Source organism: Flavobacterium sp. N2550 (assembly GCF_025947265.1).
GTDB classification, from domain to species: domain Bacteria; phylum Bacteroidota; class Bacteroidia; order Flavobacteriales; family Flavobacteriaceae; genus Flavobacterium; species Flavobacterium endophyticum.
Map to the genome: position 1 here is coordinate 3,117,390 of NZ_CP110007.1, position 16,696 is coordinate 3,134,085.

Sequence of the window (16,696 nt, forward strand, 5' to 3'; positions counted from 1 at the left end):
TGCGAAAATAGACGAACTTTTTGAAAAATACTTCTAATAAAACTTACACTCCTATTTTAGTTGTGTATATATTAGAGTTGACAATTAATCACAATTATAATGATAGACTACGATAAATCCAGAAAACTAGCATTACAGCTTGATCTGTACCGTCCCTATAAAAAAAGAACAAGGACAATACTTGATAAAGAAATGGTTGCGCAATCTCCGGATCTAATATGGGGAGCTTCAGTATTCTGTGCTAAGGTACTCCTCAAAAGCAGTCAGCAGCAGTTTCATACATTATTGCGAAGTGACTTGCCTGCTATTCAGAAAGACTTTGAAGATGCAACTGGAAAAACAATTGATCTCGATAAATTATTTTCCAAAGGTTGGCTATGCGAAGTTTTCAATATTATCGAAGTTCCATCTGCAGTAAATGTCGTAGCACGTCATACGGGGAAGGTTTCCGGGCTATATTCTGAGTACCTCTTTTTCACGTGGATAAAGGCCAATTTGGCCGAGAATAAGACGAAAATTTCGTCAAAAGAGCTGTCTGATTTTGCAGCTCAATACTCTGCCGATAATGGATGTACTATCAACCTGCAAAAATCAGAGTCACACTTTTGGCACGAGAAGGAAGGAGAAGTTGTGATTACACTCCATCCAGTACATGAAAGTATTTTTCAAAATATTGACGACTTTCTTTTTATAAAAGTTGTAATTGATGCTACAAAAGAGCAGCACATTTATATTGAAGAGAGCACCCTTTTGCAGATTCATAATGACCATACAGCTTATTTCCCTCATACTCCAACTCTCAAGGAATTAGTCAATAATCAGGTTTTCATTCTGCTTAAAGAAAAGACCAAATACACTGTAAATCTAAGATTCAATGAATTTAAGCAACTTAATTCGTGTGCAGATCGCTATGCTGCTATTTTATGGGACTATCTGCTTTTAGACGATACATTTAAGGATGATAATGATAGACTTTTTTTTTGGTACAGCAGACTGGTACACAACGAAGACTATGTTGACATTGAAGACTCTTTCTATGGCCAAGCCAAAGATAGGTTTATAGCCGCAGCAATGCAGGTAATCTTATTAGATAGAGATACTCAAACAGGATTCAATGAGTATCTCAAAGTTTATCTTGACGCACTTCATGCTCGTTTGGATCACTTTGAACTAGCAGCCAGACTTGATCCTTCACAGGAATATTTTAGCCCAAGTGAAGATCCTTTTGAAATTTTTGACCGGATATTGCAATTGAACAAGAGCCTTAACGATGATACGATGCTTGCAGGCCTGAAAACCAGAAGGCCACTATCCTATTTTATAAGCCAAATTGTCAAAAATGACAGCTCACACCAATTTAAGAATACAGTTGCACTATTGAAAATGGGTCAGATAAAACCCTATGTATTTTATAAAGCCTGCTTTAACATATATTATTGGAATCCGCATATTATTCCATTTCTGGTACATGACAAATTGTTCTGTTCCCTTTCTTTTCTCCTTATATCAAAAACGGGGGTGACATCCTTTACAGGTAATGAAGGAGAAGCCATATATGCTTCATTACTAAAAGAGCAGTTTGAACTGATTGTAGAATTTTGCGCCTCAAACCACGATATAAGCGTTGAGGAAAAAGCTAAAATAGTTTTTCAGTGCCTTCTCAAGGCAACGATCGGAAAATACAAAGTCAAGGGCAATGAGAGGTTATACCGGATCGCCTATAAACGAAAAAATCAAGATCGTTCAGAAACTATCAGAAATACCTTTGAGAAAACAATATTGGGAACAGTCCACCATACAAGTAATAAAAGATACCGGTTGCCACTTTATACCCAACTCTTAAAAGCACTACTGGAAAATATTAAAGCTTATGAGCCTTATGACATTTACAAACGTGGTGATCTCTACATGCCATTTGTAAAATTCGACTTATTAAACTACTTACTGGTTTTATCAAATGAAAAGGTTTCTTTACCAGAGACCGAAAAGACGCAAGACCTAACTATAGATATATGCTCTGCCTTTACCGATATTTACACTAGATTATTTACTAATGACTCTATACTTTGCCTGGACTACGAGCACAACAGTCTCAAAAGCGACATACCCTCCTGGAGGTCCTCTTATATTAATGAAGAAACACTGGATATTAGCGATCTACTGCTACATCTTGAAAATACTGACCATTTAGATGATTTCCTATCTGACGTACGTTTTAGATTTTCAAATTCGAAAGACCAGTACGACATTTATAACCGTTTTCAAGCAGAAAGATTGCGAACCCACCTTAACTTACTTTTACAAGCATATAATGTCCTATACAGAAAGATTAATGCCATTACTGAGCTTCCGGTTAGCAGAACAATCGATAGACTAGAATCGAAAATCACCAGTATTGTAAAGCTGCACTGCGTTTTTGAGCCAGCCAGACGTAGGTACGATATATTTAACATTTATCTAGAACGCTACTTTACCGATGAGCAGGAACAGCTACTACCTGTAATAGGAATGGTATTGAATAAGTTTAAAGCCCTAAATCGAAAATTAATAGTTGATGAACTAATTAAGAAGGACCAAATCGTCCGAGCATTAAAACTTCTTGACTACATAGTCAGTGAAAATGAAAGCAGGAACCTACTCCAAAGCATTATCAAATTGGATATAGAATCGACAATGAAAAACCTAGAATATATGGATCTCCATTACGTTGTAGGCAAACTATTACTGGAACCAACATTCCTTGAGAATGCCGAAAAGGCACTAGCCATTGCAGAGCAAAGGCTAATAAGGCTTTCTGGCGGAACTGACAAAGAGACAAATCTTCTCTATATATTCCGCAATAAACTGCTATTATCTTATCAGAAAGGAGGAACTGAAGCTATAAAACAGATTGATGCTTTAGTAGATCACCGTACAAATAGCTCAGGACGTAAGGGGAATTCTACTGATGCAGAAAAGGATTTTTATCGTGCTTTGATATACTTTAATCAAGGTGACGGTGAGAAGGCTTACAATACCTACAACAAATTATTGACTTACGATGATGGTGAAAAACCAGTTCTTGCACTCAACAGATTCGCATCTAAAATAAAGTGGGCCCAAAGCTCGAAAGACCCATCTACTACAATTAAGCTATACAAAGAAGCCTTGGAAGAGTGGAATGAATTTGAAAATACGGAAAAGAACAAAGAACAATGGCAAAATATTACAGAAAATATTCTATATAATAAATTACAAGCTGCTGATGGACTCGATGATAACATTGAATTTGACAAATACTACAATTCATTGGAGAATGAAATGCAGCTTCGTAAAGACTTCCTAACCATTAGGGTGAACAACCTGATAAAAAGGGATATGATCGTTCAGGCCGAATTCATTTTGACTAAAGCCCAAGAATATCATAGATTAGAAACAGCAGAAATACCTAACTTTATTTATGAGTTGATCAAGCTTACACGTCCGGAAGAGACTATTGAACATTTCAAAAGACAATATTTACGTATTATAAGCAATGCTCCTGAAGAACTAATAAAGATCATACCTAATAATGTCAATGAAGGAGCAACGCTGGAACTTTTTATTTTACATGAAATAGTAGGCTCTGCCAATGGTATGCTCAGGCTAGTAAACAGTATATCCACTATAAACTATGAAGACAAATTCACCGATTTAATACTACTAGCACTCAATAGCAGAATCAGGAATTACCACTGGTATGCTACAACAGATCGAGGAGGATTTGCACATGATGATGATAGAAAGAAAGCGATTGCAGATTCGAAACATCCAAATCCCGGTGAAATAGACTTTAGCATATTCTCTGCAAACAACGATAAACTGGCTTGTGTAGAAGCACTTGTTGTGGAAGGAAAAAACACGCAGGAAGTCCAGAAGCATGTACTGAAAATCTTTAATTATGATCACGCAAGAAAACTATTCTACATTATAGTATATTATAAAGGAAGATCCGCTAATTATAAAAAGGCATGGAAAAGCTATAAATCGGTTGTCGATGATTTTATTGAATTTCCCAATGGTTATGCAATTGTTGGTAGATTTGTGGAGGAAATTAATGGTTATGGTGCGAACGATTCTCTTAAAATTGGACAGACGGTTCATGAAAATGGAACCATTCTGTACCATATCTTTATCAATATCAATTATAAACTTGAACTTATTGAAAAGATGGTAAAGGACGATAAACCAAAAAAAAAATAAGTAGGCTTAATTTTACAGACCGCAAATGTTATCAGGTCTAAAAAGTAAGTGATTGTTGATAATTTAAAAGGGCAAATCATCTTCTTCAAGTTCAGATTTAACGACTATTGAAGCAACCATCTTTGGATTCAACGAGGGTATCTTATTCAAATAATTGGAATTATAGATTGAAAAATTTCGTAAACCGTGCTCAAATAAATCAAAGAGCAGGTTAATTTTATATCTATTTTCCAAGCTATTTTTGATTCTCTCCGAGTGGACATTTCCTTTACCTGATATCATTAATGAGGGAGCTAAATGGAGCGGAAACTCTCTTTGAATTTCATTGTCCAAAACATTCTTCTTTAGTTCATTAAACAACCCAATAAAATTGAATAATAATTCCGGGAAAGGATTGAAGTTTTTAACTTCGCAAAATGTCTGAAGATTACTGTTTGCAACATAACAGAACTTTTTGGTGGAGTTTTCAACTAAATAATGCTCATAATCTGAAATTACACTGTCCTTGTTTATTACCGAAATGTCGGGAGTTAGATAAATATCTCCTTGGTGGCCCGACTGAACGGTTATATTATGGTGAATTTCAAAACAGATTTCCTTTACTTCATCTTCAAAAACAGTACTTAAGCGAATTTCAAAAAAAGAAAAATTTTCTGGATAACCACTGGGTGAGAGCTTGTACTTAAATTTATTTGCGAAAAGATTTTTGACCTCTAGCGTAAAACCCTGGTTTTGGTAAAATCTCACAATATAATTATAGCAGCTCATTTCAAAGTAATCACTTATTCTTTTTCCCTGATTCGAAATAAAAGTCTTGTTCCTTTTTAAGAAATCATTTATTTCTTCTTCAAGATCTTCGACTTTCTTAAAAGGATTCGCCATTATTCAAGGTTATTATTATTCTCTTCATCATTAGTATTACTTCCTAGGTCCAAATTCTCATTGTTGTCCAGCTGCCATTTCAAATTTTTTATTTTTCTTATTAAATCTTTGGTTTCAACAGTGGTGAGGATATCTTGTGTTAAACTATATTTCTCAATCATAGAATTATAATTCATTACTATTGCCGTTATTCTGTTTTTTTCTGTACCTGTCAAATCGTATGTTCCTATCCTAATTGCTGTAGCTGTACTGTTCGTAAATACCGTTCCAGCAAACTTGGTAGCAGCATCCATGTTTGCAATCACCCTTTTATAGAAGATTGCCAAGGAAAGTATTAATTCAATAGTTTTCCTATATGGGATCAGGCTCTTGTAGGTATCTCTGTTTTCTAGAATAAAGTTAATTTCTCTCAATCTGTTATAATATTCATTATACATGGGGTTTGAAATTTCCCTTGGAAGACGACTGCAGAATTTTTCTATCATACCATCGAATTAATTAGATTAGAATTTGTTACAAGCCAGCTTTCCGTGCCTTAAATCCCTATCTTTCTTATTTCTTCTAGATTGATAAAAAGGATTTTTCGCATTTATATTTCAGCTGGTTTTAAATCGACTCATTGCTGTTTTTACTTATATGTACTTTTTGCGCTTGGACCGGTACGATTACCCGGAATGACTACCGAAATAACATAGTCAGGGTAATTTACTTCAAGATTAGTGGATGGTGCCAGATGATGAATTTTGAACCAATCCCTAAAATTTGGAGGCGATTCCTTAGATTTATCACTAAGTTCTAATAAAACAAATATTCCTAACTGATCATATCCTGAAGTATATGTTTGCGCTTGAGCTAAATAATTTTGCTCAAGAATCGATTCATCAGGCCGAATAATCGATTTTTTGAGTTCAATTGGAATAGTAATAATATCCTTTTTATAAAGGATATCTACCCTACCTCCATCAACAAATTTTGATTTTTCATGCTCCAGTCCATCCGCAATTTTTGAATGTTCAAAATAACTGATCATGCTATCTTGCAGGTCTTGCTCAATAGCATCCTGGCCTTTACCATTCTCAGATTTACTGTATAAAAAAAGAAATCTTTTTTTGTCATTATTAACAAAAGTAGATCTGGTATATCTGATTACTTCTTCTAATATATTTAAAAAAGCTGCCTTTTTTTCTATGTTATAATCCGGTAGAAATTCATCAATTTTACTCGCAAGATCCATAAAAATTTCCTGACCTTGTGTGCTCCCCGTCTTAAATGGTAATTTATTACTGCTATTACTCTTTAAAAGATTCGAAAGCGCACTTTCTAATGAAATTTCTTTGTCCTTGATTTTTTTATAAATTTTTATGCCCTCTTCGGTACCTATGTTTTCTTGCAAAGCAATAAGCAATTCATAATTTTCAGGATTTTCAACAACAGTATCGGAAAAGCAGTTAATTATCTTTTCAATAAAATCTTTTAGCCCTAACTCGCTACTTGTAGTTTTAAGTGCACTCAAACGTTTCTTCTCACTGGAAAGATGAAGGTCGTAAATAACTGTTTGCAAATTTTCAAAAACACCATTCGCTAGTTTATTCATGAAACCCACTGCCCCAAACCTGAGCTTATTGAGCTTTTCAATTTCAGAATGCACTGCCATCAATGCCTGCATACTGTAGCTGAAATCAATCCACTGATCTGATGTCCCGGAAATATCAAAACTCTTTTTAATTTCGCCAATAAGCTGGTAAATTAAAAAGTCCAATTCCAATCCGTCGTGCTCATATAAATTCCTGATCAGCAAGCTTTTCTCTAATGACTCTAGACTATCCTTTACTAAAATTGGGTCATTTGTTAGAACTGCCTCAATCCAGTCGATTAACAAAAGATAATATTGAGCATCATCGCGATTTTCTACAGCATCTCTAGCTGCTAGAAAATACTTTTTTGAATTTTGGATGTTGCCAACCAATGTAAGTATTTCAGTGCTATTTAAATTTAGAGATAGTGAGTGCAATCCCAGACAAACAAGAGCCTGGCCAGAAATCTCAGCATCTTCATCATCAGAAAGAACCTTAAGAAGCTCCAAACAGTCAGGTGTCAAAACTTCAGGGAAGTAAGGCAGGTATTTCAAACCTATTGCCCTTAGTATGCTGTCATCTCTTGAAATGAAATCATGAACTAGTCCTGCAGTCGACAGCCTATTGCATATCTTTCCAATAAGCGTTAAATCACAGATGATTTTAAAACAGGATCGTTTAACAGATTGATTATTTGAATTTTTTATTCCGTCTAGCAAAAAATCAAACAATTCACCGCCGCTTACTTCATCTGTATTAATATTTATATAAAAGTTATCCAGGAAAAGTATTCGTTCAAATACACTACCCTTCTTAAACAAATTAATATATTTCTGGTATGCGCTCATTAAAAAATAAATTCATCTTCATTTTTAATAAAGGTACGATCCTCATCTGTTATCTGAGCAAATTCCCTTAAAGCAGAGCCTACAAAAATTTGAAGTTGGTCTTTAAATCTGTCATTGATACTTTTAAAGATATCCGAGAGTCCTTGAAGATGTTTTGGGACCATCTCTTCGCTACCTGGCGAGTCAAAAATCAAAAATCGAGGATGACGGCCTAAGCTATGTTCGATATCCAATTGAATCAAACTAAGGTAAAATGCAATTTTAACCCTCAGCTTTTCTCCTTCATTCAAATCATTAAAACTTATAGGGACACCATTCTGTGTAAATATTAATTCATATCTGTCATTAATCTCAATTTGGGTAATACTCTTTAATCCAAAGACATTTACTTCATTTAATATTAAGTGTTCAAGCTTACCTAGAATATCCTTGTTCAACGCAATACGTTTTTTTTCTAGCGCAGAAAGAGCGTAATCTAAAATTGATTTTTTCAAATTAAGCGCGACCAATTCCTGCGAAACTACATTTAGCTCTACCTTCTTTATCTCTTAACTGAAAACTCAAAACAGCCTCCTCCTTAATCAGTTGATCCTTCTTTTCTATCGAATCTTTATATTTCCCTCTTTCCTTATTTACTAGCGCTATCTCACTCTCTATTTCTTTAAGCCTTTTGTTATCTGGTTCTATCGAAGGGATAGCTATTAGTTTTCCATAAAGGTCTTCAACGCTTTTTTTAATATTTTTTATTAATGCCTCCGCCTTGCCAATTGTCGTACTGATTTGCTTCAGTTTATTATTGTGTCCGGCGATTTCCTCTTTAATTTGGGTTGCCTTCTGTGAAAGTTCAGATTCATCAACTTTTTGCTCTGTAGATTCCTCACCGCAGAGACTGCAAATATGATGTTCACGTTCGTTTTCCTTTTTCGCATCACTTACTTGAAGTTCACAGTGGGGACAGGTCTTAATTTCTAAATTGCTAAAAAAGCTTTGGGATTGTTTATAAATCTCTACATTTAGCTCTTGCTTTTTAAGTTTAGTAATTTCCGTGTTAATCTTGTGTTTATCATTTTCCAAGTTCCTTATTTCTTCTTCAATCGGAATAAGTTTTGCTTTTTCTGCCTGATAAGAATCCGTTAAAGTTCTTTGGCTTACTCTTATCTGGTTTACCTTTTCTTGAATTTTATTATACTCATCAATTATTGGCCGCTCATCAAAATTGATCTCTGCATTTTTCTTAATTGAATCTAGTTCTCTGACTACTTCTTGGTGTCTTTTGTCAAGGCGTTCTTTAGTTGATCTGGTAGTGTCTACTTTTGATTTATCTACTAGCTTTATCTGACCTATTTTTTCAGAAATGCGGTCACGCTGAACGTTCAGCATATTTATGGGATATGTCAGCGGCAAACCTAGAATCATTTCAAATATCTTTTTGCCTTGAGACCCAAATTTTTCATTATCAAAAAACAAGTACTCATAATTGCTTGATTCTAAATATATGGATTTGAAATAAGTTGACCAGCTAAGGCTTGAGGTACTTAATTCAAAAGAATCTTTCCCACCGCTCTTTTGAGTATATTTCAGATTATAAAATGAAAACTGCTCAAAAAAGAAATTTTGTAACTTCTCTTCAAAATCTTGCCTGCTGTTAAATACAAATTCTACGTCTTTCTGTATTGTATCTAATTTTTGATTTGCTTTATAGGAATTATATTGATCAATATTGAAACTATACAAGGCACCCTTGTCGCGGCCGGTACGATCAATATGGCACGTATAAGTTACTTTTCCAATTGTAAATTCTAAAATAATCTCATGTATCCAAAGCTTTATATCCTTCTTGATACTGTCATTGCCCGTGAGTGCAAATTTGATAATTTTAAATATTGTAGACTTTCCTTTATGATTATCTGCAATCCAGATATTAATTCCTTTTTGTAAAGTTTGATCGAAATTAATTGCTTCACCTGATAGCTTAGTTCCTGAAAAAACAAGACGATTTAACAACAGAGATTTTCCCAAAGAAGTGGGACTATCTTTATTATAACTCTCTTCCAAATGAAGAAGGTTTTCAACCTCTTCTGAAGAAATATCCTCTGCAAAATTCAGGTGCACATATTTGATAAATTCTCTATAATTAATTTCTGTATTACTACTCATAATAGTTCTTTATTAAATCTGCTCTCAAAGGCAATTCTTACCTTCGAATTGATATTCTGAATATGACTCTTATAAGATATATTGCTGTACTCAGCATACATATATTGTCTACTTTTCAATTGAGATCCTGTGAATTTGTCAAAATATTTTTTGATCAATTCACAGCGTTCAAAATACCATTGCATTGCTGATACTAATTTCAGAGAGCTCTCAATTCTATCCGCACAATCCAATGTTACGTAGTAATTTTTATCGTAAGTCTTGCCATCAATTCGCTTTTTGCTTTCATGCTTAATAAATCCGATACTAACATGAAAAGCAATCACTTCATCAATACTCTCATAAGCGCCGTGAAAAAATTTCTCCATTTCCTCTACTCTCAAATCTGGCTCATTATCTGAATATATCTTGCTAATTACATTCTTAATCTCATTCCTGTCTATACTACTATCGTTATCCATTAGATTCATCAATTCCATAGAAAGAAAGTCTGGATAACGAAGTAGAAAATCTAATGCTTGAATTTTTATTTCACTCCGAAATATGCCAAAATATTGACTATCGTCACTTTTTGAACGCTCACAAAAAACATAGAGAATTATTATAATTCGTAAGCGATCCCGATATTTTCTTAAGAAATTATCCATAGTAGGTATTTAGGAATAAAAATTTCTATACTTTCTATAAATTTTTATTTTACGCTAATATATAAATATTAACAATTAATAGTATATCTAATGCTTGTACAATTGAAATATATTGAGAAATTACAGACAATTAAGGAAAAATGGCTTTATTCTTTTCGATGAATACTAGTTGAAAACATTCCTGAAATTACTAAAGGGAAAATTGCTGCCAAGTTTGGTAGTTATGTAGCTCTTAAGATATGCATGATCGTCTTCTGCTCTATTGCGACTCCAACATTGGCTGTTTCCATTTACACTCTCACAAAGCCCTTCAAATTGATTATCATCTAATCTATCCAGATTGGGTTTTAAAACATAGGTAAATATTTTATCCGCTTCATTGTAACTTCTGCAAGTAATATAACGCCATATTATAAAATCAGCAATTTCTTTAGTGTAACCTTTAGAAACACCAATTCTGATAAGTATATTGTAAGCATCTGCACTGGCATCATATGGAAATGTGGCATCAAATTGGGTATCGATCTTTCCCTTGATAGTTGCTAAATGATCTAAAAAATTAGAAGACAAAAACCATGCACTTGTTTTGGCACTTGGATCCTTTTCCGCTTCTTGTGCTAATAGCAATCTGACATCTTCACTGAACACACTATAAAGATCTTCATTCTCTGCTATAAAACTAATAAGTAGCTCTTTCACAGTATCAGAATCATGAATATTACTAAAGTATTTTTTTTCGCTTTTAATTTTTTCTATGGCAGCAGAAAGATTCCTCTCATATAGAATTTTTAATAGCTTAAAATTTAGCTTACGATTGGACTTAGCGTTACTGTCATCAAGCTTAAAAACGATTTTCCATAAATCTCTAAATATAATGACCTCAATTGACGGAGTTAAATTTTCAAGATATTTGGCTCCTACGTACTTGTAAATACTTACTTGATTGATTAATATATCTTTCTTATCCGCTAAATCCTGAAGCATAGCACCTAGAATTTTTTTAGAAAGAATCGGTGGCTTTAAAAAAAAGGATTCTAGCATATTACGTATGTGGGCTCCCACAGTTTCCTTATTAGGAGTATGAAGGCGATCTTCTTTATCAATAACCGGGTGGGCACATAAATGTCTGTCATTTCTCAGACTTAATATCCGTGCATAATCAACATTATCAATTAAACTGGTTCTGGTTTTAATTTCTTCAACTAGTGTTTTTTCCCACTCAGGGCTCGTCGGATGATCCGCTTGAAACTTTCTTATATTATCAAGTATGCTGATAGCAATAGCATCTGAATATATGTCTGCCAAAGTTTCTAATTTATCAATCATATCACTGATAACTACACTATAAAGAGTAACTACCGCAGCTCTGTGATTATTATTAAAATAAGAACTGGCAACTTCTTTAAAATATTCCTTAGTTTTTGCCGAAACTATTTTCTGACCAGCATGTTCTATACTAAAGTCATTCATATTAAACTATAATTTTGTTTTAGTTAAATCTAGAAAATTCTCAAATATAAGTAAATCCGTACATTCTGTAACAAGTATAATTACCTGTTTCATCATACTGCACAATGTTGCTGGCTATTAAAACATCAGGAAAAAATTGAACTATAAAACTAATACATCAATAATTTAGCATGCATCATATTGCTGCTTGTAAATTCTTCTGACAAATCAAAAAAACCGTAGAATTTTGTTATAGGATATAAAAGTGGCATTGCTAAGAAAGTTTATAAATTTGATATTTAAATACCGGTTTGTATGATTCCTTTGGCTAAGATATTGTCAAACTAATTTGCAATTAATCAAAACATTACCTTATGGAGAAAATCAGTGTTACACGGCAGGAACTGTATGACCTTATATGGTCCACACCTATATCTCGATTGGCGAAAAACTATGGTATATTAGATTATCAGCTGCGCAAGATTTGTAAAGATTTTAATATCCCTGTTCCTCAAAACGGATATTGGCAAAAGCTGAAGTACAATAAGCCCATCAGCAAGATTGCCCTTCCTCCGGGTAAGGATGAAGACAAAAAAATCTTTTTATCTTCAAAAGGGCAAGAGAATAGCGAAACGGCCCGATTTGCATCTAAGTCTTCATTGGACCTGATACTGAATGACCCAAAGGCACCTACGGTTGTTCCTGAAGTACTGACCAAGCCACATTTTCTTACCGTTGAGACAAAACGCCATTGGGCCGACTTCAAATTAAAGCGCTACGAATATGACCGTTCAATACCTTATCTGTCCATACGTGTTGAAAAGCCCAACCAGAAGCGTGCTCTTATATTCATGGATGCATTGGTTAAACTTTTGGAATACAGGGAACACAAAGTAATCATTAAGAATAATGAAACTCTTGCACTACTTTATGGGGTTGAAATACAACTGGATCTTCGCGAAGCAGGCAAAAGAATTCCCAATCCTCCAGGCTCATATCCCACCTTTGAGGTCGTACCGACCGGCGAGCTGATTCTTAAGACAGGAAAATATTCTATCGATAAGGAATGGCGGGAAGGAAAGATTTTAATTGAGCAGATGCTGCCCAAAATTGTTACTTGGATGGAAGGCAAGGCCAAGGACTGGGCTGAAATGATGGCAAACAACGAGCTTAACCGGCACAATAAGAAAATGCAACAGGAACTCGAAGCAGCAAAAAGGGCTTTGCAAGAACAGGAGCTACAAAGCTTTAATGAATTGTTGCTGGACGCTGAACGTTTTAACAAGGCAAAAATGCTGAGGATATATATAGAAGCCTTTAAAGAAAAAGCATTGGTAAACAGTCCCATTGCAATTGAAACTGAGCTGTGGATACAATGGGCTTTGAAAAGAGCGGACTGGTATGACCCTTTGACAAATATGGAAAATCTGCCTTTCGAAAAATAGGTATATGAGTCCTATATTTGTATCTTTGTAAACATAACCAGTCCAACAGGTTATACATGTACCATAAATCAAACAAATTGTTTTGTTTGTGATGCTTATCGATATTTCGATAAAAATTGTACCTCATTTGTACCTCAATACTATTAAAGGCTTGCTATTTATAGAAAGTTAATTTCTGCATCGGGAAGTAAGTTAAAATATAAAAAACATAAAATGTCACAAACAAAACCAGTTAAAACGCTTATTAAATAGTGGTTTAGCTGGTTTTTCATTTTATCGATGTTTTGTGATTTTTGTATCAATTTTGCTGGTTCTGAATTTCTAAATTGCGTTACCATCTCCTGAATTTAAGCCGTAAGGTATCGTTACATTTATTCTAGAGCCTTCGCCTACTTTGCTCAGTATCTCCACTTTGCCGTTAAATGCCTCCGCCCTGTGTATGATATTTGAAATTCCCAGTCCTTTTCTTTTTTGTTGTACATCATACCCCTTCCCATCATCCTCCACAGTGATATAAATACTGGTATCGTTAGCAGTTAAAGCTATTGTTACATTTTTGGCTTCGGCATGCTTAAGGATGTTTTGTAATTGTTCTTGGATAATTCTGTATATATTTAATTTTAGCTCATCAGAAAATTCGAATGGAATCGAATAAGAAAAGAAAATGCTTATCGAATTATCGGTATCGTGATTAATTTTATGTATAAGGTTAGTGATAATTTCCTCAAGCCCAGCTTCTGTCAAAGGTGTTACCAGATTTTGGCTTAGCAAATGAATTTCATCCATGGCTTTACTGATTTGGTCGATTGGTTGTTCAATCAGCTCTTTGATAGCTGGATTCTTGCGCCCGGCAATTCCAAGATGAAGTTTGGCACTAAACAAGATTTGATTTATATTATCGTGGAGTTCCTGTGCAATATAGTTTTTTTGCTTTTCCTGAGCCTTTATAATTGCCTTGGAAATTTTTTTCAGGGCTTGTATTTTCTGTTCTTTAATTTTAGCTTCAAGTTGTTTTGAGCTTTCCTCAGCTTCCCTGCGTTCTGTTATATCCTGCAAAATTCCGAAGAGCCGTATCGGAATGTTATTGGTACTGTATTCAAAACGCCATTCGATGTATCCGAATCTTTGTTGGCCGGTGCTTGTTATAAACCGAAAATCCAGTTTTGCCACTTTGAAATCATATACAGCTTCTTTTATTAAATTTTCTGCCATCCCTTTATCTTCAGGATGGATAAAAGATAAAAAAAGATCAACGCTAGGCACTGTTGCTATTTTGTCAAGGCCAAATATTGTATATAATTGATCGGACCACGTATGAATATTTTTTTGAAGATCAATATCCCAGTTGCCCAAACGTCCTATTGCCTGTGCTTCATTCAGCTTCATCTGGTTATCCAGAAGCTTTTGTTCCATAATCGTTTTTTGTGTAATGTCATTAATAATTACAATTCTTGCCTTTCTCCCTTCATGAGTAAAGGAATGCGCCGTTGCTTCAACAGTCAGTATATCTCCATTTTTTTTCAGGTGCCGCCAGCTGCCGTGCCTCGAGCGATAAGAATTTTGCCGTACTTGGACAATATCTTCCAGCAACACTGCTATATCTTCTTTTGGCCTTATATCTTTTATGGTCATGGATAAAAATTCATCCCTCGTATATCCATAGTGACTTACCGCAGCTTCATTTACATCAATAAACCGCAAGCTTTCAAAATCATATAACCAAATAGGAAGCGGGCTTTTATAAAATAGAGTACGGTACTTTTTTTCACTTTTCGCAAGTTGAATCCTTATCTGTTTACTCTCAGTTATATCCTGGTAGAAAATGGTGAGACCTGTATCAGATGGATAGACTTTGACTGAAAACCACGTGCTCATTTCATTATAGTAATTTTCAAATTCCATTATATCACCCGATGCCATTGCCTTATGATATGTGTGCCAAAAAATAGTGCCTACCAATTTAGGATGTACATTCCAAAGCACTTTACCCAAGGTATCTTTCCTGCCAAACGGGTGGGTTTTAAGGGCTGCATCATTTAAAAAGGTATATCTCCATTCATTATCAACAGAAATAACTGCATCCTTGATTCGATTTAGGGTAAGATCCAGTTCCTTTTTCGTTTTTCTATATTTTATTAAATACAAGCTGACCCCTGCAGAAATAAGTAATATATAGATGATTAGTATAAAAATGTCCATAGGTGCCGTACTTTTAAATATTATAGTAATATGCAGATTTTGAAAGCTACACCGCAAAATAAAAAAACGGCAAAGCTTTGGTTTGAAAGGCTCTATGGTTGTTTAAAAACTATTTAGTTTATTATAAAAGTGGAAAGATAGAGATGTACTCCTTTTCGAAACCCGCATATAACAGGTTTCATATTACTTTGGTTTCATGCACGTTTTGATGCAATTTTAACCGGCTCAACTAGTGGGCTAAAGATCTATATTACCTAATGGTAAATATACGGTATATTCTAAAGGGAAAATGTTTTCGTGGCGAAACTTATATCTGTATTTCTATATTAAAGCGTAATTGTGCTTTATAACTTTTCAGTTGATGATGCGGTGGAAGTGCAAGCGTGGCGCCCAAAGAAATTCTTATCGTATTCAAAAGAATTGCAAGCCCTACTGCTTTCTGTGATGGTATCAATTTAACCCTTAAAAACAACCATCGAATACCATACCTCTTAAAGTCACCAGAAAGTCGCAAATTGACTTTATTTTTTAATGAATATTATATTTGTGATATAATTAGCCTCAAAATCCCTATACATCTCTGATATACAAACTATTGGTTTGTTTGTGATATTTATCGATATTAGATAAAATGTTGTAACCTATCTACCCTCACTACACTGAAATCAAGCGATATAAAAGCTTTTGAATTTTTATATTGGGAAATAATATCCACAAAATTCATGAAAACGTTTTAGTTAAAATTACTTGTTAAAACGTAGCAAAAATTCTTTTTTTCTTTCAATACTTTGTTTACTTTTGGCGGCAAATGAAAAAGCTAGCTGTACTATTTGTTTATGTGTGTTTGCTTCTGTTAAGCGGGAGCCAATACGTTTATGCTAGTATACAGCAATTTTCTACTTCTACGCACTCTTCTCATAGCTTAGAAAAAAGACACCGAGTAAAATTTACGAATCAAGATACCAGCAATTCGCTAATTGAAGACGCTTTAGATCTTGATGAAGAACACTTGGGCGGAGGAGATATAGACGATGGAATTTCAAGTAAATTTTTCATTACCAATTACAGCTTATTAGATAAATGGTACCTGACACTCAGCGGTCGGTCACTTTTAAACCATTATCATAATAATTTTAAAACCTTCGCGCCATTTTGTGGCCAATCCAATCCTATTTATATTACTCACAGAGTATTAAGAATCTGAAAAGCGAGACACATCGGTTACCTAAAGCATGACCAAACATATCTTGCGGCTGTAAAGTAAACTTACTTCT

The 16,696-nt window shown here is 34.3% G+C and carries 11 protein-coding genes; 3 read left to right on the forward strand and 8 right to left on the reverse strand.

Annotated elements, in window-relative coordinates:
* Positions 1-99: 99 nt before the first annotated feature.
* Positions 100-4,221, forward strand: coding sequence for a hypothetical protein (locus tag OLM56_RS13725; RefSeq protein WP_264527376.1), 4,122 nt, complete (start codon positions 100-102; stop codon positions 4,219-4,221).
* 63 nt (positions 4,222-4,284) lie between these two features.
* On the opposite strand, the gene OLM56_RS13730 is transcribed toward OLM56_RS13725, so the two are convergent.
* The 7 genes from OLM56_RS13730 to OLM56_RS13760 all read right to left on the reverse strand — a co-directional run bounded on the left by OLM56_RS13730 (position 4,285) and on the right by OLM56_RS13760 (position 11,799).
* Entirely contained in the window at positions 4,285-5,103 is an 819-nt protein-coding gene (locus OLM56_RS13730) for a hypothetical protein (protein WP_264527377.1), read from the reverse strand.
* Positions 5,103-5,588 (reverse strand): hypothetical protein, encoded by a 486-nt coding sequence (locus OLM56_RS13735; protein ID WP_264527378.1) that lies wholly within the window; start codon positions 5,586-5,588, stop codon positions 5,103-5,105. Before OLM56_RS13735 ends, OLM56_RS13730 begins: the two co-directional genes overlap by 1 nt.
* 143 nt (positions 5,589-5,731) lie before the next feature.
* On the reverse strand, positions 5,732-7,525 hold the full coding sequence (locus OLM56_RS13740) for a hypothetical protein (RefSeq protein WP_264527379.1): 1,794 nt from the start codon (positions 7,523-7,525) through the stop codon (positions 5,732-5,734).
* A complete protein-coding gene (locus tag OLM56_RS13745) occupies positions 7,525-8,019 on the reverse strand; it encodes a hypothetical protein (RefSeq protein WP_264527380.1) in 495 nt (164 codons plus the stop codon). The genes OLM56_RS13740 and OLM56_RS13745 overlap by 1 nt, the downstream gene beginning before the upstream one ends.
* Position 8,020: 1 nt before the next feature.
* Positions 8,021-9,682, reverse strand: coding sequence for a hypothetical protein (locus tag OLM56_RS13750; protein ID WP_264527381.1), 1,662 nt, complete (start codon positions 9,680-9,682; stop codon positions 8,021-8,023).
* Positions 9,679-10,329 carry a hypothetical protein gene (locus OLM56_RS13755; RefSeq protein ID WP_264527382.1) on the reverse strand — a complete coding sequence of 217 codons (651 nt, stop codon included), beginning with the start codon at positions 10,327-10,329 and terminating at the stop codon, positions 9,679-9,681. The genes OLM56_RS13750 and OLM56_RS13755 overlap by 4 nt, the downstream gene beginning before the upstream one ends.
* A gap of 165 nt (positions 10,330-10,494) precedes the next feature.
* On the reverse strand, positions 10,495-11,799 hold the full coding sequence (locus OLM56_RS13760) for a hypothetical protein (RefSeq protein ID WP_264527383.1): 1,305 nt from the start codon (positions 11,797-11,799) through the stop codon (positions 10,495-10,497).
* Between the two features lie 353 nt (positions 11,800-12,152).
* Between OLM56_RS13760 and OLM56_RS13765 the strand changes: the two genes are divergently transcribed.
* Positions 12,153-13,223, forward strand: a complete 1,071-nt coding sequence (locus tag OLM56_RS13765) for a hypothetical protein (RefSeq protein ID WP_264527384.1) — start codon at positions 12,153-12,155, stop codon at positions 13,221-13,223.
* Positions 13,224-13,544: 321 nt separating this feature from the next.
* Here the strand turns inward: OLM56_RS13765 and OLM56_RS13770 are convergent, their stop codons facing one another.
* A complete protein-coding gene (locus OLM56_RS13770; protein WP_264527385.1) occupies positions 13,545-15,422 on the reverse strand; it encodes a PAS domain S-box protein in 1,878 nt (625 codons plus the stop codon).
* A gap of 808 nt (positions 15,423-16,230) precedes the next feature.
* Between OLM56_RS13770 and OLM56_RS13775 the strand changes: the two genes are divergently transcribed.
* A complete protein-coding gene (locus OLM56_RS13775) occupies positions 16,231-16,626 on the forward strand; it encodes a hypothetical protein (RefSeq protein WP_121377614.1) in 396 nt (131 codons plus the stop codon).
* The last annotated feature ends 70 nt before the right edge of the window (positions 16,627-16,696 follow it).